Genomic DNA, 16,751 nt, shown 5'->3' with positions numbered 1-16,751 from the left:
CCGACGGACCGGGGCGCTCCGGATCGAGCGCCCCGATGCCGGCCGACGGCTCCGCCGCACCCAGGGGCGAGATCCCCGAAGAGGGACATGCGCACGCGCCGGGCCGGACAGGAGGATGGCCGAGGACCGGCTGCCGCCCCCGCTCTCGATGCCCGGCGGCCGTCGGCACACCGCCCGCCGGAGCGCCCGCCGGTCCGTCAGGTCAGTCGTACGCCGCCCGGCCCGCGCCCACCCCACACCGCACGAGGAGCACCACCCATGTCCGACAGCCCGTCATTCGACATCAACGCCCTCACCGCGCGCATGCACGACCTTCAGGGGCGCCTGGCCGGCCTGGGCGGGATGAAGGACAGCGAGATGACCGGCCACGCGGGCGGCGGTCTGGTCACCGCGAAGGTGAACCCCGACGGGATCCTGACCTCGCTGCGCGTGGACCCGTCGGTCATCGACCCGGACGACCCGCAGACGCTGGAGGACCTGGTCATCGCGGCCGTCAGCTCGGCTCAGTCGACCCTCCGGGAGATGCGGGCGAAGCAGGTCGGCGACTTCACCGAAAGCATGCTGGGCCTGACGGAGGGCCTGCGCGAAGAGAACAAGCAGCAGCAGAACGCCCGGACCACCGACCCGCTCGGCGCCCTCAAAACCCTCGCCGACCACGGCGTCACCCCTCCCCCCTCCTCCACCAAGGACGGCCCCGCACCGCGCTGACCTGCCGGGCCGCCGGTTACGGAATTCGCCTCTCCGCGTGCACGGCGGCCCCTCCTCGCGCGATGCTCCAACGCCCTGCGGGGCTAAGCCAGGTCGCTGTATTTCTGCAGGTTCCCGATTTCGGAGTCGCACGGCCAGCTGCAGAAACTGATGTCCTGGAAGAACGGCGTGCCGTCGTCGGCCCGGTAGGGCGAGCGGGGGTGGTTGAGGTGGACGATCGGGTCCGCGTGGCGGTCCAGGGTTCCGTAACGGTCCACCCGCCACTCGAAATCCTGGTCCTCGCCGCCCCACCCCTCGAATCTCTCGTCCATGCCGCCTATACGGCGGAAAAGGCCGTTACGCAGCCAGATGCAGCCGCCGGGCGGGCGGCGCATGTACACCCCGCGCATCAGGTCGTGGTTCACCGATGAACCGTGTTCGATACTGCGGGCGTGTATCGCCATCTCACTGCTCTTCTCGTCCAGGAAAAGCATGTCCTGGAACGGCCAGTGCGCCTGGGTACCCGGAACGTCGAACCGTTCCAGGGCCCGTGCCACGAAATCGGCGTCCACCAGGATGTCGGCGTCGAGAACGCAGATGGCTTCCGCTTCGGCGGCGCCTTGTACCACGCCGACGTTCACGGCCCATGCCTTGTTGAACCGGTCGGTGGCGGGGGCGAAAATATAGGTGTCGCAGGCGGGGGCGACCACGCTCTTCCAGCGTGGTTCACTGTCGGCTTCCACCACGATGGTCCGGTACCGGTGGCGGGCACAGGTCTGTAAGTCGAGGGCACGCAATACTGCCAGGAGATTCCGTATACGGGCCGACTGCGGATCGCGCCCGCGGAAAGGGATGACGACTGCCGCTTCGAAAGGCCCGGTCGCCGGCTGCCGGGTCTGCTGCATTCCCCTCAGTTCGTCCAGCGCCGCGCCCTTCGAGTGGGTCTGCCAGTCGGAGCCGACATGAACTCTGAGTCTCGACACGCGTTCCGCAGCCCAGGCGGCTTCGGCGAGCCGGGCGGGCAGGGAATTCGGCTCGACGGCCAGGGATTCTTGGACGCAGTGTTGCAAGTGGTGGTGGTACGTGCCGTTTTCGGGGTGCTCCAGCAGTTGAACGGTGGCCTCGCTCAGCGGCGTGCCCTGCGGGCTCAGCAGGGCGTCGACCACCGCACGGTGCGCGGATTCGGACCAGTTCCAGTAATCCGGCGCGGTCGTCTGGGCGAACGGGTCGACGGAAAGCACCACGCTGCTGGCAACGGCGGCGGCGAAATCCTCGCGGTCACGGGTGATCGGGTACGTCCGGCTGAATTCCTGATACGACGTCAAGGTGCGAACTCCCAGTTCTCCTCGCGTGTTCACGCGGTGCTGATCGCGCGGTCGGGTACGCGTTCTGTGGTGATCGGCCAGGGGACGTCGGCCAGGTCGGCCAGAATCAGGTCCGCGCCGACCAGGGCACCGGCAGGCTGCGTGGTGGTCAGCCCGACGCAGAAGGCACCCGCGCGTTTCGCCGCGAGAATTCCGGCCGGTGCGTCCTCGAACACCACCGTCATCCCGGGTGCCGTGCGCAGGGCCGAGCAGGCGGCCAAGTAGCCCTCCGGATCGGGTTTTCCCCGGGTGACGTCGTCGGCGGTGACGAGGACGTCCAGGAACGGCAGCGCTCCCATGGCCGCCAGCTCCCCCTCCGCGTAGCCGCGGGGCCCCGAGGTCACCACCCCGAGTGCCACGCCTTGTTGGCGCAGCCCGATCAGCAGGTCCTTCGCGCCGGCCACCGGGGCGACCGCCGGCATGTCGGGCAGTGCCGTATAGGCCATCGCCTCCGCGCACAGTTCCTCGACGGTGTGGCCGGGGAACAGGGCGAGGTGTTCGGCGACGGCTTCCTTTGCCGGGCGGCCCGCGAAAGCCCGTAATACGGCGTCGTCATGGGGAGCATCGTGGGAGCGGAAAAGGCGGGCCCAGGCTTCACGACTGCGGGGCTCGGTATCGATCAAGGTGCCGTCTAAATCGAAAAGTGCCGCCGTATGCATTGATGAGTTACCTCTTCTGGTGATGGGCTCATCCGTTGCCCCGATACCGCGCAATGGGGCGTGCTGAATGCTGTTCCCCGCGCTTTCGCCTACCATTTTCGGGCAGCCGTCATCGCCGTGCCGGAGCGGTGTCCGGAGGTCTCGATTACCGCGGGTGCCCGGGTCCGCGGTAAAGCAACCGGCTGTGGCGCCGGACGGCCCGTCCCCCCGCAGCCGCGATTCCTCCGGACGCCGAGCGCAACTCGCCGTCCGATCGTTCCTCGCCGTTCCGCAGGTCAGGCGCCGAAGTGATCATTTCTGGCGCCTCACCGGTTCCTTCTTGCCCACCCGTTGCACTTTCAAAACAAGGTGATCTCCACAGGACCACGCAAGAAATGACCCCATTTGTTCATTTTTGCGCCACTCGGAATTACAGGTGACACAGCCTCGGCAAGCCGTCGGCTCACCCTCAACTGAAGCCCCCCTCTTCACCCTCTTCACGCGGGTCTCTTGACATCACAAAGCGATTGCGGTGATCGTGATCCGGTGGACTCAGACGTAACGGCACTGCCCGGATACGGCGACACCTGTGCACTTCCCTGTTGCGAAGCCCCTGGGGGGCAATGGTGATACTTACCGGACCCGAGATCACCCAGGCGGCCCTGGACGGCCGAATACAGATTTCGCCGTTCAGTAAAGAGCAAGTCAACCCCAACAGTTACAACGTTCAGCTGGGCGACTCACTGCTGGTCTACACGGACGAAATCGTCGACGCCTACGCGGACAACCCCACCCGCACCATCAAAGTTCCGGAAGAGGGATTCGTCCTCCAGCCCGGCCAGTTATACCTCGGCCACACCGTGGAACTCGTCGGCTCCGACATGTTCGTACCGCTGCTCTTCGGCCGTTCGTCGGTCGGCCGGCTCGGTCTGTTCGTGGAGATCACCGCGCCCATCGGAGACATCGGATTCCATGGGCAGTGGACCCTCATGCTCTCTTCGGTACGCCCGTTACGCGTCTACCCGTCGATGAAGATCGGGCAGATCATGTTCTTCGTCTCCAAGGGGGAAATCGACCTCTACGCAGGGAAGTACCAGGCGGCCATGGGCCCGCAGGTGTCGCGGTATTGGCGGGACCGGGTGACGACCGCGTGATCCTCACTCGTCGGGCCATCGGCAGGGCCGTCGCCGAAGGGGACATCGTCATCGACCCCTTCGACCCCGAACGGCTTTCGCCGAACGCCTACGACTGGCGGCTGGGTGACCGCATCCGCATCTGTGACGGCACACTCGACGCCGCGAGCACCACCTCCTACCGGGAGGTCTCCCTGGGCACCGACGGTTATGTGCTGAAGCCCGGACGGCTCTATCTGGGGGTCACCCACGAGCGAACGGCATCGGAACGCTTCGCCCAACTGATCAACGGGGACAGGACAGTTGGCGGTCTTGGCATCTGGGTACACATTTCGGCGCCGCTGGGACACGTCGGCCACGCGATTCACTGGACCCTGGAGATGCGCGTGGCACAGCCGGTTCGGATCTATCCGTACATGACCTTCGGGAAGATCGTCTTTCTGGACACCTTCGGTGAACAGGTCAGTTACCAAAACCTGGGCAGCAAGTACACCAGTACCGGCGGCATCGACATCTCCCGGCTGCACGAGGAGCTTTCCTGACCCCGCCGGACGCCCGCCGGTGACGGGTTACCCGCTCTCCTGAATGTGCCGGGAAAGCAGCTGAGCGGCGCCGGATTCTGGGCGTACGTGGAGTGCGGGAGACGATGGACGCGGCCCAGGTCATTGTGGTGCCCACGATGGCGATGGCCGATCGGCTGCGGGCTTTCGTCGACATCGACACGTACCGCATCGCCCACATTCCGTGGGGAATTCCGGACCGGCTGCTGATCCGGCCACCACGGCGGATTCCGCGGTCCGGCGGGGAACTCCGGGTGCTGTACGCCGGCCGTCTCACCGAGGAGAAGGGGATTTCCCGGCTGGCCGGCCTGCTCGCCGACGTCGACGGAATCCGGTTGAGCATGGCGGCGCCCCGGCGCGAGTACGCGGAACTCGCGAAATCGCAGGACCTGTCCGCGGTGGACCACCTGGGCTGGCTGCGCCGGCCGCAGCTGTGGCGGGCATTCGCCGAACAGGACGTCCTGGTGGTCCCTTCCGCCACCTTGGAGGCGTTCGGACTCGTGGCCGTGGAAGCCCAGGCATGCGGGCTTCCCGTGGCCTACCGGCCGGTTCCCGGTCTGACGGAGGCGCTGGGCGCATCGGGGCTCGCCCTGGACCTGCTCACCGATCCACCGGGCGCGGTCTCCTCGCCGGCCGCGTTGCGCGACGACGACGGCGCGCTGGCGGAACTGCGCAGGCCCGGATACCGCAATGCGGCGCGTTTCCCGCTCTCCGCGACGGCACACGCACTGGAATCCCTCGGAGCGGACATCGCCTGAACCGAGCCGCGGACCCCACCGGATGAGCGTTCCCTGGAGGAATCCACTGTGCCGGTACCACTGTTTGCGGCCGATGTCGTTCACGCGCGCAATGCCGAGGCGGAAGGGGAGGCCGTTCACCCTCGGCCGGAATTCGTCAATTCACCTTGCGATAAAGCGAATTCGGCCGCCCCTGCCGCTGGTGAGTCGGATGGGATCGGCGACTCGGGAAGACCGGCTCGGCGGCTTCCCAGGGGCTGCTGAGCGGCTATTCGCGGTGACCCGGTGGGTGGGACCGGCCGGTGGTCTCCGCCGCCAGCACGCGCTGGGCCACGGCCAACGCGGAGTTGGCCGCCGGCACCCCGCAGTAGACGCCGGTCTGCAGCAGCACCGCGCCGATCTCCTCGGGTGTCAGGCCGTTGCGCCGCGCCGCCCGGATGTGCAGGGCCAGTTCGTCGTGGTGGCCGTCCGCCACCAGCGCCGTCATGGTGATCATGCTGCGTTCGCGGCGGGACAGCGTGTCGTCGGTCCAGACCTCGCCCCACGCGTAGCGGGAGATGAAGTCCTGGAACGGCGCGGTGAGGGTGGTCTGCCGCTGCTGCGCGCGGTCCACGTGCGCGTCCCCGAGCACTTCGCGGCGCACCGCCATGCCGCGCCGCGCACCGCCCGTGAAGTGGGCGCGGAGCGCGGTCAGTACGGCCTCGGGACGTTCGGCCGGAGCGAGGTGGGAGGCGCCCGGAATCTCGGTGAGCGAGGCGCCCGGTACCGCGTCGGCGATCTCCCGCAGGTGCGCGGGCGGCGTCACAGGGTCTTCGCGGCCCGCGATGAGCAGCGTGGGCACGGTGAGGGACGGCAGGTGGTCCCGGATGTCGAACGCGGCCAGCGCGTCGCAGCACGCCGCGTAGGCGGCCGGGTCGGCGGCGCGGTGGTCGGCCACCAGGCGGGGCACGGTGAATCCCGGCGTGAACCAACGGGATGCCGCGGTGCCGGCCGGTGCGGACAGGCCATCGCGGCGCACCAGGGCGGCCCGCTCCTGCCACGTCGCGAGGCCGCCGAAGTGCGCGGACGAGCAGAGGACGGCGAGGCTGCGCACGCGTTCCGGGTGATGTACGGCGAGGTGCAGGCCGACGGCGCCGCCGAGCGAGACCCCGGCGTAGGTGAAGGGGCCGATGCCGAGCGCGTCGGCGAGGGCGAGCACCAGGCCGGCCAGTTCGCCGACCGTCGCTCCCGGGCCGATGAGGTCCGCGGGTGAGCCGCCGTGGCCGGGGAGGTCCCAGCGCACGACCCGGTGGGAGGCGGACAGTTCGGGCGCGACGGCGTCCCACAGGGCGGTGGAGGTGCCGAGCGACGGGCCGAGGAGCAGCGGCGGGGCGGTGGCCGGACCTTCGGCGCGGTGGTGCAGGAGGCCGGAGTGCCGGGCCGCGTCCCGGCCGGTGTGCGGTGTGCCGGTCAACGTCGCTCCAGGGCACGGTCGGTGAGGGTTCCGGCGGAGCCGGTGTAGCGGGCGGGGTCGGTGAGGTCCGCGAGATCGAGGCCGCTTGCGGTGAACTCGGGGTGTTCGGCGAGGAGTTCGGCGAGCGTTCTGCCCTCGGCGTGGGTGCGCCGCGCGAGGTCCGTGAGGAGTGCCTTGGCCCGCGCGCGTCCCAGGTGCGGGGCCAGTGCGGCGGCCGTTCGCTCGGCGACGATCAGCCCGTGGGTGAGTCCCAGGTTCGCGCGCATGGCGTCCGGGTGCACCCGCAGGCCGTCGGCCAGTTCGGCGGCGTCGCGGGCGGCGCCGCCGGTCAGGCGCAGCAGATCGCGCAGCGGCTCCCATTCGGCGTGCCAGGCGCCGGCGGGCCGCTCGTCCTCGGCGGCCATCGAGGCGTACAGACCGGCGGCGAGACCGGGGGCACGGCGGGCCGCCGCGGCGATGAGCGTGGCGCGGACCGGGTTGTGCTTGTGCGGCATGGCGGACGAGCCGCCGCCGGTGCCCTCGGTGACTTCGGCGATTTCGGTGCGGGACAGGACGAGGACGTCGGCCGCGGTCTTGGCGAGCGCTCCCGCGGTGAACGCGAGGGCACCGGCCAGGTCGGCGACGGGGGTGCGGAGGGTGTGCCAGGGCAGCGCCGGTTCCGCGAGGCCCGTCTCGCGGGCGTAGGCGGCGGTGAGCCGTTCCGCCGTGCCCTGCCCGTGGCCCGCGTAGCAGGCGAAGGCCGCCAACGTGCCTGCCGCGCCGCCGAGTTGTACCGGCAGCGCGGCGCGTGCCGTCCGCAGCCGGTCCCTGGCGTCGAGGACCAGCGACCGCCAGCCCGCGGCCTTGAGGCCGAAGGTCGTCGGTACCGCGTGCTGGGTCAGGGTGCGGCCCGGCATGACGGTGTCCCGGTGGTCGGCGGCCAGCCGGCACAGCGCCCGCCCGGTGCGGTGCAGGTCGTCCAGGATCAGGTCGATGGCGCGCGCCGCGACCAGCATGGCGGCGGTGTCCAGGATGTCCTGGCTCGTCGCGCCCCGGTGCACGTACGGGGCGAACTCCTCGGGCACCGCGGCCGTCAGGTCGCTCACCAGGGGGACGACCGGGTTGCCGCTCTCCCTGGCACGGTGCGCGAGGGAGGCGGGGGTGCAGCAGGCCGTGCCCGCCGCGTCCGTGACCGCCCTGGCGGCATCGGCCGGGGCCTGGCCGACGGTGGCCTGGGCGCGGGTGAGCGCCGCCTCGGCGTCCAGCATGGCCCGCAGGAACGCGGTGTCGGCGGTCGCGGCATCGGCGGGGGAACCGGCCCGCCCGGGGGCGAGCAGGCCGTGGTCGGCGGCCGGGCAGGTCACGGGAACTCCAGGAAGACCGTTTCGCGTTCGCCTTGCAGGCGGATGTCGAATCGGTACGTACGGTGCGCGTCCGGCCGTGCGATCAGCGTGGGCCTGCGCTCCTTGGGCAGCGCGTCGAGCAGCGGGTCGGCGCCGTCCGCCAGGTAGGCGCGGGTGAACAGGTGGTGCAACAGTCCGCGGGCGAAGACGCACACGCTGAGGTACGGCAGTCCCGTGTTGCCCGGCGGCAGGGTGCGCAGGGCGTAGTGGCCGTCGGCGTCCGTGGCCACCCTGCCGAAGCCCGTGAAGCCGGTGCCGTTGCGGCCGAGGAAGCCGCCGGTCACCGGGTCGCGGCGGAGCGATCCCGAGGCGCGCGGGAGGGAGCCGTCGGGGGCCGCCTGCCACCACTCCAGGAGGGCGTCGGGCACCGGATCGCCCTCGCCGTCGCGTACGTGCCCGTGCAGGACGATCGTGTCGGGGTGGCCCTTCGGCGCGATCTGCTCGCCCTCGGGGAACGGGAGCGCGTAGCCGTAGAACGGGCCGACGGTGTGGGACGGGGTGGGCAAAAACGTGTCGGTCATCGCGGTCAGCGGCCTTCTTCGGTCCAGGTGGCGGAGGGACCGTCCAGGACGATGTCCCATGCGTAGCCGAGCGAGAACCCGGGCCGGGACAGGCCGTGGCGGTAGGTGGCGACCAGGCGGTCCCTGGCCGCCGCGTCCGGCACCGACCGCAGGATCGGGTCGTGGCGGAACAGCGGGTCGTTCGGGAAGTACATCTGCGTCACCAGCCGCTGGGCGAACGCCGTTCCGAAGACGGAAAAGTGGATGTGGGCGGGGCGCCAGGCGTTGCTGTGGTTGCGCCACGGGTAGGCGCCCGGCTTGATCGTGGTGAACGCGTACCGGCCGCCGTCGTCCGTCAGGGTGCGGCCGACGCCGGTGAAGTGGGGGTCGAGCGGCGCCGGGTGCCGGTCGCGCCGGTGCGCGTACCGCCCGGCGGCGTTGGCCTGCCATATCTCGATGAGCTGGCCGCGCACCGGGCGTCCGGCGCGGTCGAGCAGCCGCCCGGAGACGGTGATGCGCTCGCCGAGCGGCTCGCCGGGGTGCTGGGCGGTGAGGTCGTTGTCCGTCTCGGTGAGATCGGTCGGGCCGAACACCGGCCCGGACAGCTCCACCGCATCGGGGCCCGCGCCGTGCACGGCGACGAGCGGCTGCCGGGGGTGGCGCAGCCGTGAGCTGCGGTAGGGGGCGTAGTCGCGCGGCGGGTGGTGGCGCACGGGCGCGCCTGCCGCCAACGCCCTGTCGTAGGCGTGCTGAAGGGCGTCGATCTGGGCGTCGATGTCCGACTGGGAGAGAGTCATGGGATTCCCGGGGTACGTCCGAAGTCCTGCTGCGCCGGCCGGGGTCCGGACGGCGTCCACGGTGCGGATCTCGCGCGGGCTCACGGGGCGGTCCGGAAGCCGGCGGCGGTACGGATGCCGGCCGCGGTCTTCGCCGCGATCTCGTCGGCGGACACGCCGGGCGCGGTTTCGACCAGTTCCAGGCCGGTCGCGGTGACGTCGAGCACCCCGAGGTCGGTGACGATACGGTCGACGCAGGCCCGGCCGGTCAGCGGCAGGGAACACGTCTCGACGATCTTCGCGGAGCCGTCCCTGGCGGTGTGCGTCATGAGCACCACGACCGTCCGCACGCCGTGCACCAGGTCCATGGCCCCGCCGATCCCCGTGATCATCGTGCCGGGCACGGCCCAGTTGGCGAGGTCGCCGCGTGCGGACACCTGCATCGCTCCGAGCACCGCGACGTCGATGTGGCCGCCCCGGATCATCCCGAAGGAGAGCGCCGAGTCGAAGCAGGAGGCGCCGGGCCGCACCGTGACCGTCTCCTTGCCTGCGTTGATGAGGTCCGGGTCGACCTCGTCATCGGCCGGGTACGGCCCCACGCCGAGGATGCCGTTCTCCGACTCCAGCACCACCTCGACCCCGTCCGGCAGGTGTTCGGGGATCAGCGTCGGCAGGCCGATGCCGAGATTGACGTACTGCCCGTCCGTCAGCTCACGCGCGGCCCGCGCGGCCATCTGCTCACGTGTCCAGGCCATCAGCCGCGCCCCTCCGTCCGTGCCGGCCGCGCGGAAACCGTGCGCCGTTCCACGCCCTTCGCCGCGGCCTGCTCCGGCGTGAGCGCGACCACACGCTGCACGAAGACGCCGGGCAGATGCACCTCGTCCGGGTCGATCCCGCCGGGCTCCACCAACTCCTCCACCTCGGCGACCGTCACCTTCCCCGCCATCGCCGCCAGGGGGTTGAAGTTCCGGCCGGCCTTGTTGAAGACCAGGTTCCCGTGCCGGTCGCCCCTGGCCGCGCGCACCAGCGCGAAGTCGGTACGGATGCCGCGTTCGAGTACGTACTCCCGGCCGTCGAAGACGCGCACCTCCTTGGGCGGTGACGCCACCACGACGGCGCCCTGACCGTCGTGACGCCGGGGCAGACCACCGTCGGCGACCTGGGTACCGACTCCGGCCGGGGTGTAGAACGCCGGAATCCCGCAGCCTCCGGCCCGCAGCCGTTCGGCCAGCGTGCCCTGCGGGATCATCTCCACCTCCAGCTCGCCGCCCAGGTACCGGCGGGCGAACTCCTTGTTCGCGCCGATGTAGGACCCGGTCACCCGGGATATGCGGCCGGCGGACAGCAGCACCGCAAGGCCCGAGCCGTTCGCCCCGCAGTTGTTGGACACCACGCTCAGACCCGAGACCCCCAGGCTGTACAGCGCCTCGATCAGCACCTGCGGAACGCCGCTCAGGCCGAAGCCGCCCACCGCGAGCGTCGCCCCGTCCCGTACGTCGGCCACCGCCTCAGCGGCGCAGGCCACCACCTTGTCCATGCGCGCAGCCTCCGCTCTCCCGGGGGGCACATCTCTCCGCCGACCGATCAGCGCATGAGCCAGCACATTAATCAGTGCACTGACTTTTACTTTGCGCGGCCATGCTGACACTCGACGGTTCCACCGTCAACGACTTCGTTGATTCCAGGGGGAATTGATCACGCGCGGCACAAGAGTGGCCGGTCGGCACGGCAGGTGGGCGAGGGCTCCGGATACCCTCAGTACACGCACAAAAAATCCGCAGGTACGGAGAGACCGGCCCCAGGACGTCGACGGGGGCCGGGAGTGTCCCCCCGGCCCCCGTCGATGTCCTGGGAACTCAGTCCACCTTCTGCTGGCGGTAGCGGACCCAGGTCACGACCGTCAGGCACGCGGTGGTCCACATCACGACGCTGGCGGTGGCCACGGACTCGACGTACTGCTCGTAGCCACTCGCGCGCAACTGCATCGCGAGGAAGCCGAGCACCGTCCCGAGCGCCGCGATGGCGGCGGACAGGGCGGCGAAGGGAGGCTGCCTCATTCCTTCTCCTTTGAATGTGAGCCGGCACGGTGATCATCAAGTCTAAAGGCGCGCCACATCGCCCGGCCACAGCATGCCGCGGACCCGGCCCCTCACCACGACGAGCTGACGACGCGACAACTCGCCGTGTTTTCCCGCCGTTTCAGTGCACGCTGCCGCTGCCCGCCAACTGCCCTTCGGTGTCGAAGACCTGCACCGTCGCGGTGGCTCCGTCACCGTCCCACCAGGCGTCGAAGGCCCGCGCGACCTCTTCGCCCAACTCCTCCTGCTCGATCACCAGGTCGGACTGCGCCTTGTCCCCGGCGTCCGCCGCGTCATAGTCCGCCGCCGGCAGATCGGAACGGAACATCACGCAGGGGTAGAAGGCCGAGAGGCCGGTCTCGCCGTCCTTGTCCCCCGCGGGCCGGTACCCCTTCCACGACGTCACGTGCGCGACCGCCGCCTTCTGGTCCGCGGTGCCGTGCCGGCCGACGAACGCCTTGAAGCTGCCCAGCGAACCGGACTGCCGCGCCAGCCGGTCCAGCGGTGTCGTCACCTTCCCGGAGCGCGAACTCCCGTCCCGCTCCGCCCCCTTGGCGTCCGACGACCCCTCACCGGCATCCTTCGCGGTCACGCCGGGGGCAGGCCGCCCACCCTTCGCGGATGCTTCGTCCGCGCTCCCGCACGCCGTGACCCCACAGGCCAGGATTCCGAGCAACAGCCCACTGACGACCAGCTTCTTCCCATGCATCAACCGATCATTTCATATCCCTATCTCCTCCCTCATGTACGGTCATGCACCTCTCTTTATGAATGAATCGGTCATCTGGTGCACCTGCGAAAACATCGGGGCATGGGTGGCACGGCGACGGTGTGGCACAGGACGGATCACGGCCACGGCCCAGTGTGCGCACCGCGCCGCTTCCGGTGCGCCGCTCAGGCCGCGGCAGGGGTGAGGACGACGAATTCCGCACCCGCCGGGTCGGCGCACACCGCGAGCCGGCCGACGCCTTCGGCGTCCTCGGGGCCCATTCGCAGGGTGCCGCCGTGGGAGGTGATGGCGGCGATGGTCGCGTCGCAGTCGCCCGAGCCGAACACCGGGTGCCAGTACGCCTGTCCGTCGGACCGGGTCAGCGATGTGGCCGGTATCTCCATGATGCCGCCGTGCATCCGCTCCTCACCGCTGTCGCGCGGCGTCAGCAGGGTGTAGGCACCTCCGCCACCGGGCAGCGGCATGTCCTGCGTGGTCCAGCCGAACACCGTGCCGTAGAAGCGCTGCGCGGCGGCCGAGTCGGGGGTGAACAGCTCGATCCAGCCCAGGCTCCCCGGCCCGTCCGCCACCTCGAATCCGGGGTAGGCCGCGGGCTCCCAGACGGCGAATTTCCCGCCCTGCGGGTCGGTGAGCTGCGCGTGCCTGCCGTCGTTGTCGCCGACCGCTGCGGGCGCGCTGCGGACCGCGCCGCCTGCCTGCTCGACGGCCCTGGCCGTGGAGTCCGCGTCGGTGGTGTGGAAGTAGACGGTCCAGGCCGGTCTGGCGCCGTCCTCGGCGAGCGGGCCGATCGCGCCGACGATCTTCCCGTCGAGGCGGCAGACGGTGTAGCCGCCGGGAGGCTGTTCGCCGAACGGCTCGGCGCGCCAGCCGAACACCTTGCCGTAGAAGGCCGCCGCGGCCTCGACGTCGGGGGCGCCCAGGTCGAGCCAGCAGGGCGAGCCGGGGATGAAATCGGTAGTGATCATGGCTATTCCCTTCACGGAATCCCTCTGGAATCAGCCTGACACCCACCACTGACAATCGCCCGTCGGCTCCGCACCCACGCACCGCGCCCCGCGTGCCCACGACGGGGCGGGCGCCGCTTCCCGTTCGGCGTCCGCACCGCCGCTTGCTAGCCTGACGCGTGCTCGTCAAGTGCCCGCGATGCGTCACTCACGCACCGTTCGTCACCACCGGGCCTCACCATCAGATCGCCATCATCGGGGGAGAACGGCGTGAATCGTCGTCATGTTCGTGCCATTGCCGTAGCCGGGCTCGTGATCGTCACGCTGACCGGCGCCCGCCATTCGCACGGCGGAGGCTGCGGCCACCACGACTCCAGCAGCAGCACCAGCGGCGGCTACAGCGGCTCGGGAAGCACCACCAGCAGCGGCACCGGCGGCAGTTCGCCGACGGCCGCCGCGACCACCTCACCGGAGTCGGACATCTCCGTCAGCGACTGCAAGGTCGACGTCGCGGGCGGCAAGCTGAGCGCGAAGCTCCGGGTGACCAACGGCAATTCCACCGGCCCGGCGACCTACAACGGCACCGTGGAGTTCACCGACCGGACCGGATCCGCCTTCGGCTCCGCGCCGATCTCGCAGCTCCGGGTCGCCGCGCACCAGACGCGTTCCACGCAGGTCTCGGGCACCTTCATCACCGGCGGCAGCAACCAGCCGCAGTCCGGCCGGTGCAAGCTCGGCCGCGTCTGGAAGTCGAACATCTGAGGACCGGCCGGCCGCGGTCCTGACGCCGCCGTGCGCGGGGCCCCGGCCCACCCTCTCCCCTCCTCATGGAGGGCCGGCCAGGGCCCACACGGCGTTCTCCGCCCGCAGGGTCAACTGCGGGCGGCGGGCGCCCGGTCCGGCCGGGAATCCGCTGCCCTGCCGCTCGTTGGACGGCGCGCGGAGATGCGGGCCTGCCGCTCTCCGCGCAACAGCGGATCCGGATCCCCCCGGAACGCCCCTCGTACGCCCGCCCCCCGGCGGGCCCCCCTTCACACACCCGCCCCCTGCGGGTGCTTCCCCCGTGGCCGCCCCCCCCGGCAGCCCCTCTTTCCCCACGGCGACGGCACCTCAGGTACCGCCGCCAGGCAGGCGCCCCCCGGCGCCGATGCCCCGTCAGGGCCCGGAACACACGTCCGGCGGCCCCTCAGGTTCCGTTCCGCCGTCAGCGGCGCCGCCGCTGCGCCGCCACCCCGGCGGTGTGGCGGGGGCGGCAGGCGGCGATGACCGACACCACGTCCTTGAAGGAGCTGCACATCCGGGTACCGGCGACCGCGGCCAACTCGCCGAAGGTACCGGCGCCGTAGGTGACGGCCACCGCCTCCATCCGCGCGGTCACCGCCATCCGCATGTCCCCCACGGTGTCGCCCACGTACGCGCTCTCCCCCGCGGCGACCCCCAGTCGGCCGGCCGCCCGCAGCACCATCTCCGGGTGCGGCTTGCCGCGCCGCACCATGTCCTGCCCGATGACCGGGCCGACCAGCTCGCGGATGCCCATGACATCCAGGAGCGCCTCGGCGCCGCGGGTGGTCTTGGACGTGGCGACGGCGAGTTCGACGCCGTGGGCACGCAGTGCCGACAGCCCGGCCGTTACACCCGGGAACAGCAACTGCGGGCCCTGGCACAGGACGTCGTAGCCGAACAGCTCGCGGTAGCGGCCGATGGCGGCGAGTACCCGGCCGTCGTCCTCCGGCTTGCCGAGCAGCCGTCCGAACGCCTGCCCAGGCGGCTTGCCGACGGCCGCGGCGGCCTGCCGCGGGGTCACCGTGCAGCCCTGTTCCGCCGCCACCTTGACCAGAAGTTTGCTGATCGCCGGACGCGTATTGGCCAAGGTGCCGTCCAGATCGAAGACGGCCGCCTTGATGGTCTCGCTGCCGGCGCCCCGTGCGCCTCTCACAGGACGTTCGCCGACTTCCGCTGATACGCGCATGGCTGGAGACCTTTCCGGATTCCGATGGGTGCAGTGGCTGGAGAACGGTGCGCACCCGGCTGGTTCGGGTGGCCCGCGGTCGACGACAGCTGACGGCAGAGGCGGTCTCTCCGTGGCGCATCGCTGTCCAAAGGCGGTGCGCGACCGTCGCGGCGGCTGCAACGGAAGGGGAACATCCCGTTTACCGCCTTCGCAGATTTAAAAACCGCCTGCGCTGTTTGTCAATGCACCCCCTCCCCAACAGGCGTTCTCCCGCACCCGACCCGCCAGTAGGCCCTCCGGTGGGTGCGCCCGCCGCGCCCGCGACGAGCCGAACGGGCAGGCGATCGAACAGTATGCGACGTGACGCATCACTTACCAGCCATTCCCGACCGCCATACAGAACCGCATGGTTGGTTTTCTCTGTAGACTGCACACAGCTTGCAGCCGTACTAGAGACGGGACGGACACCGTGCCCACGCAGCATCGCGCCATCCAGAGCCGCCAGGCGCTCATCCGCTCGGCCGCAGAGACCTTTCTGGAGAAGGGAGTGCCCGCGGCCGGCATGGTCGAGATCAGCCGGCGGGCCCGGCTGAGCAAGGGCGCGCTCTACTTCCACTTCACGTCGAAGGACGACCTGACCCTCGCGGTGCGCGACTCCGCCGTCGCCACGCTGCAACAGGTCGAGGAGGGTTTCATCCGGTCACCGCTGCCGCTCGGCGCCGCGGTACGGGAGTTCGCCGCCGACCTGTTCCGCCGGGTGGGCTCCGACCCCGTGCTGCGCGCCGGGCTGCGGCTGCGCGCAGAGACGGCGCCCGGCCTCGACATCACCGCCCTGGAGCGGCGCTGGTACGCGCTCTTCCTCGACAAGGCGATGACCGGCGGAGTGGCCGGCGCTTCGCGTTCGGAAACCGAACCTCGGCGCACGGCACAGCTGTTGACCTCGGTCGTGGTGGGCCTGCTGCATCTCGGCTGCGAGGATCAGGCGTGGTGGGAGGAGGCGGCGCTGGCCGACGTATGGTCACTGCTGCCGGCCACCCCGGTCGGCGTTCCCGCCCCGGCCGGTGCACCGGCCGGCGGCTGACCGTACCGGCGTGCTGCCCGTACGGACCGGCCGGCGGGCCGCGCCGGGATGCGGACGCCCCACGAGAACATGCGGAGGACCATCGGTGGTCACACAGGAACGCGCGGTACGCACGCGGCAGGCCGTCCTCATGGCCGCGGCGGAAGTCATCAAGACGCGCGGGTACGCCGCCGCGACGATGGCGGAGATCATCCGGCGCGCGGGGGTCACCAAGGGGGCGCTGTATTTCCACTTCACCTCCAAGCACGCGCTGGCCCGCGCGGTGATCGAGGAACAGACCACCTCGTTTCTCCTGAAGGTCACCACGTCCCGCTTGCAGGACGCCATCGACTTCACCCACCAAGTGGCGCTGGCGCTGCGCGATGACGCGCTGTTACAGGCAGGTGCCCGCATCGCGGTCGAGACGACGTTCAGCGACGATCCGCTGGTGCCCTATCAGGCGTGGACCGACATCCTCACGGGGATGTTCGTCGACGCCAAGGAGAACGGTGAGCTGCTGCCCGGCGTATCGCCCGAGGCGGCGGCCGAGTTACTGGTCGCCGCATACATGGGCGTGCAGATGCTCTCGCAGTCGGAGACCGACCGTGCCGACCTGCCGGACCGGGTCACCCAGCTGTGGCGGCACGCGCTGCCGGGGCTCGCCACGGCGGACGAACTGAGCCATCTCGACCCGCGGGGGCGCCCGTTGGAGATCGTCGCCTGAGGTTCACGCGCCGCACATGGCGCGGTGGAGGCAG

At 70.6% G+C, this 16,751-nt stretch carries 19 protein-coding genes; 7 read left to right on the top strand and 12 right to left on the bottom strand.

Annotated elements, in window-relative coordinates:
• Positions 1–258 precede the first annotated feature (258 nt).
• A complete protein-coding gene (locus ACGFNI_RS27200; RefSeq protein WP_393687290.1) occupies positions 259–708 on the top strand; it encodes a YbaB/EbfC family nucleoid-associated protein in 450 nt (149 codons plus the stop codon).
• Between the two features lie 83 nt (positions 709–791).
• On the opposite strand, the gene ACGFNI_RS27195 is transcribed toward ACGFNI_RS27200, so the two are convergent.
• Complete coding sequence (locus tag ACGFNI_RS27195) at positions 792–2,012, bottom strand: glycosyltransferase (protein ID WP_393687289.1); 1,221 nt, start codon at positions 2,010–2,012, stop codon at positions 792–794.
• Positions 2,013–2,041: 29 nt separating this feature from the next.
• Positions 2,042–2,710, bottom strand: a complete 669-nt coding sequence (locus ACGFNI_RS27190; protein WP_393687288.1) for an HAD family hydrolase — start codon at positions 2,708–2,710, stop codon at positions 2,042–2,044.
• Positions 2,711–3,315: 605 nt separating this feature from the next.
• Here ACGFNI_RS27190 and dcd point away from each other — a divergent pair.
• The 3 genes from dcd (at position 3,316) to ACGFNI_RS27175 (ending at position 5,140) form a co-directional block, all read left to right on the top strand.
• Entirely contained in the window at positions 3,316–3,843 is a 528-nt protein-coding gene (dcd, locus tag ACGFNI_RS27185) for a dCTP deaminase (protein WP_393687390.1), read from the top strand.
• Positions 3,840–4,364 carry a deoxycytidine triphosphate deaminase gene (locus ACGFNI_RS27180; RefSeq protein WP_393687287.1) on the top strand — a complete coding sequence of 175 codons (525 nt, stop codon included), beginning with the start codon at positions 3,840–3,842 and terminating at the stop codon, positions 4,362–4,364. The genes dcd and ACGFNI_RS27180 overlap by 4 nt, the downstream gene beginning before the upstream one ends.
• Before the next feature lie 104 nt (positions 4,365–4,468).
• A complete protein-coding gene (locus tag ACGFNI_RS27175) occupies positions 4,469–5,140 on the top strand; it encodes a glycosyltransferase (protein WP_393687286.1) in 672 nt (223 codons plus the stop codon).
• 247 nt (positions 5,141–5,387) lie between these two features.
• Here ACGFNI_RS27175 and pcaD read toward each other — a convergent pair whose 3' ends face one another.
• The 9 genes from pcaD to ACGFNI_RS27130 all read right to left on the bottom strand — a co-directional run bounded on the left by pcaD (position 5,388) and on the right by ACGFNI_RS27130 (position 13,003).
• Positions 5,388–6,572, bottom strand: coding sequence for a 3-oxoadipate enol-lactonase (pcaD, locus tag ACGFNI_RS27170; RefSeq protein ID WP_393687285.1), 1,185 nt, complete (start codon positions 6,570–6,572; stop codon positions 5,388–5,390).
• The gene (gene pcaB, locus ACGFNI_RS27165) at positions 6,569–7,915 is read right to left on the bottom strand and encodes a 3-carboxy-cis,cis-muconate cycloisomerase (protein ID WP_393687284.1); all 1,347 of its coding nucleotides are present in this window, start codon (positions 7,913–7,915) and stop codon (positions 6,569–6,571) included. The genes pcaD and pcaB overlap by 4 nt, the downstream gene beginning before the upstream one ends.
• Positions 7,912–8,475 (bottom strand): protocatechuate 3,4-dioxygenase subunit alpha, encoded by a 564-nt coding sequence (gene pcaG / locus ACGFNI_RS27160; protein WP_393687283.1) that lies wholly within the window; start codon positions 8,473–8,475, stop codon positions 7,912–7,914. Before pcaG ends, pcaB begins: the two co-directional genes overlap by 4 nt.
• A 5-nt stretch (positions 8,476–8,480) precedes the next feature.
• Entirely contained in the window at positions 8,481–9,251 is a 771-nt protein-coding gene (gene pcaH / locus ACGFNI_RS27155) for a protocatechuate 3,4-dioxygenase subunit beta (protein WP_393687282.1), read from the bottom strand.
• An 80-nt stretch (positions 9,252–9,331) separates the two neighbouring features.
• Positions 9,332–9,985 (bottom strand): 3-oxoacid CoA-transferase subunit B, encoded by a 654-nt coding sequence (locus ACGFNI_RS27150; protein WP_393687281.1) that lies wholly within the window; start codon positions 9,983–9,985, stop codon positions 9,332–9,334.
• Positions 9,985–10,767 (bottom strand): CoA transferase subunit A, encoded by a 783-nt coding sequence (locus tag ACGFNI_RS27145; protein ID WP_393687280.1) that lies wholly within the window; start codon positions 10,765–10,767, stop codon positions 9,985–9,987. Before ACGFNI_RS27145 ends, ACGFNI_RS27150 begins: the two co-directional genes overlap by 1 nt.
• A gap of 319 nt (positions 10,768–11,086) precedes the next feature.
• Complete coding sequence (locus ACGFNI_RS27140) at positions 11,087–11,287, bottom strand: SCO3870 family protein (protein ID WP_393687279.1); 201 nt, start codon at positions 11,285–11,287, stop codon at positions 11,087–11,089.
• A gap of 142 nt (positions 11,288–11,429) precedes the next feature.
• On the bottom strand, positions 11,430–12,017 hold the full coding sequence (locus ACGFNI_RS27135; RefSeq protein WP_393687278.1) for a hypothetical protein: 588 nt from the start codon (positions 12,015–12,017) through the stop codon (positions 11,430–11,432).
• A 185-nt stretch (positions 12,018–12,202) separates the two neighbouring features.
• Complete coding sequence (locus tag ACGFNI_RS27130) at positions 12,203–13,003, bottom strand: VOC family protein (RefSeq protein WP_393687277.1); 801 nt, start codon at positions 13,001–13,003, stop codon at positions 12,203–12,205.
• Between the two features lie 249 nt (positions 13,004–13,252).
• Between ACGFNI_RS27130 and ACGFNI_RS27125 the strand changes: the two genes are divergently transcribed.
• Positions 13,253–13,744: a hypothetical protein gene (locus ACGFNI_RS27125; protein ID WP_393687276.1), complete on the top strand. Its 492-nt coding sequence runs from the start codon at positions 13,253–13,255 to the stop codon at positions 13,742–13,744.
• A 442-nt stretch (positions 13,745–14,186) separates the two neighbouring features.
• Here ACGFNI_RS27125 and ACGFNI_RS27120 read toward each other — a convergent pair whose 3' ends face one another.
• Positions 14,187–14,951, bottom strand: coding sequence for an HAD family hydrolase (locus tag ACGFNI_RS27120; protein ID WP_393687275.1), 765 nt, complete (start codon positions 14,949–14,951; stop codon positions 14,187–14,189).
• Positions 14,952–15,402: 451 nt separating this feature from the next.
• Between ACGFNI_RS27120 and ACGFNI_RS27115 the strand changes: the two genes are divergently transcribed.
• Positions 15,403–16,014, top strand: a complete 612-nt coding sequence (locus ACGFNI_RS27115; protein ID WP_393687274.1) for a TetR family transcriptional regulator — start codon at positions 15,403–15,405, stop codon at positions 16,012–16,014.
• Positions 16,015–16,099: 85 nt separating this feature from the next.
• Positions 16,100–16,717 (top strand): ScbR family autoregulator-binding transcription factor, encoded by a 618-nt coding sequence (locus tag ACGFNI_RS27110; protein ID WP_393687273.1) that lies wholly within the window; start codon positions 16,100–16,102, stop codon positions 16,715–16,717.
• Positions 16,718–16,751 lie beyond the last annotated feature (34 nt).

This window comes from Streptomyces sp. NPDC048644, assembly GCF_043199105.1.
In the GTDB taxonomy this organism is placed as follows: domain Bacteria; phylum Actinomycetota; class Actinomycetes; order Streptomycetales; family Streptomycetaceae; genus Streptomyces.
The sequence above is the reverse complement of the archived record's forward strand: the minus strand, read 5'-3'. Positions and strand labels throughout refer to the sequence as shown.

Excerpts from the sequence above, each read along its gene's own strand:
- ACGFNI_RS27200 (WP_393687290.1), top strand. The coding sequence starts at position 259 with ATGTCCGACAGCCCGTCATTCGACATCAACGCCCTCACCGCGCGCATG.
- ACGFNI_RS27190 (WP_393687288.1), bottom strand. The coding sequence starts at position 2,710 with ATGCATACGGCGGCACTTTTCGATTTAGACGGCACCTTGATCGATACC.
- ACGFNI_RS27175 (WP_393687286.1), top strand. The coding sequence starts at position 4,469 with ATGGACGCGGCCCAGGTCATTGTGGTGCCCACGATGGCGATGGCCGAT.
- pcaG (WP_393687283.1), bottom strand. The coding sequence starts at position 8,475 with ATGACCGACACGTTTTTGCCCACCCCGTCCCACACCGTCGGCCCGTTC.
- pcaH (WP_393687282.1), bottom strand. The coding sequence starts at position 9,251 with ATGACTCTCTCCCAGTCGGACATCGACGCCCAGATCGACGCCCTTCAG.
- ACGFNI_RS27150 (WP_393687281.1), bottom strand. The coding sequence starts at position 9,985 with ATGGCCTGGACACGTGAGCAGATGGCCGCGCGGGCCGCGCGTGAGCTG.
- ACGFNI_RS27145 (WP_393687280.1), bottom strand. The coding sequence starts at position 10,767 with ATGGACAAGGTGGTGGCCTGCGCCGCTGAGGCGGTGGCCGACGTACGG.
- ACGFNI_RS27140 (WP_393687279.1), bottom strand. The coding sequence starts at position 11,287 with ATGAGGCAGCCTCCCTTCGCCGCCCTGTCCGCCGCCATCGCGGCGCTC.
- ACGFNI_RS27135 (WP_393687278.1), bottom strand. The coding sequence starts at position 12,017 with ATGCATGGGAAGAAGCTGGTCGTCAGTGGGCTGTTGCTCGGAATCCTG.
- ACGFNI_RS27130 (WP_393687277.1), bottom strand. The coding sequence starts at position 13,003 with ATGATCACTACCGATTTCATCCCCGGCTCGCCCTGCTGGCTCGACCTG.
- ACGFNI_RS27120 (WP_393687275.1), bottom strand. The coding sequence starts at position 14,951 with ATGCGCGTATCAGCGGAAGTCGGCGAACGTCCTGTGAGAGGCGCACGG.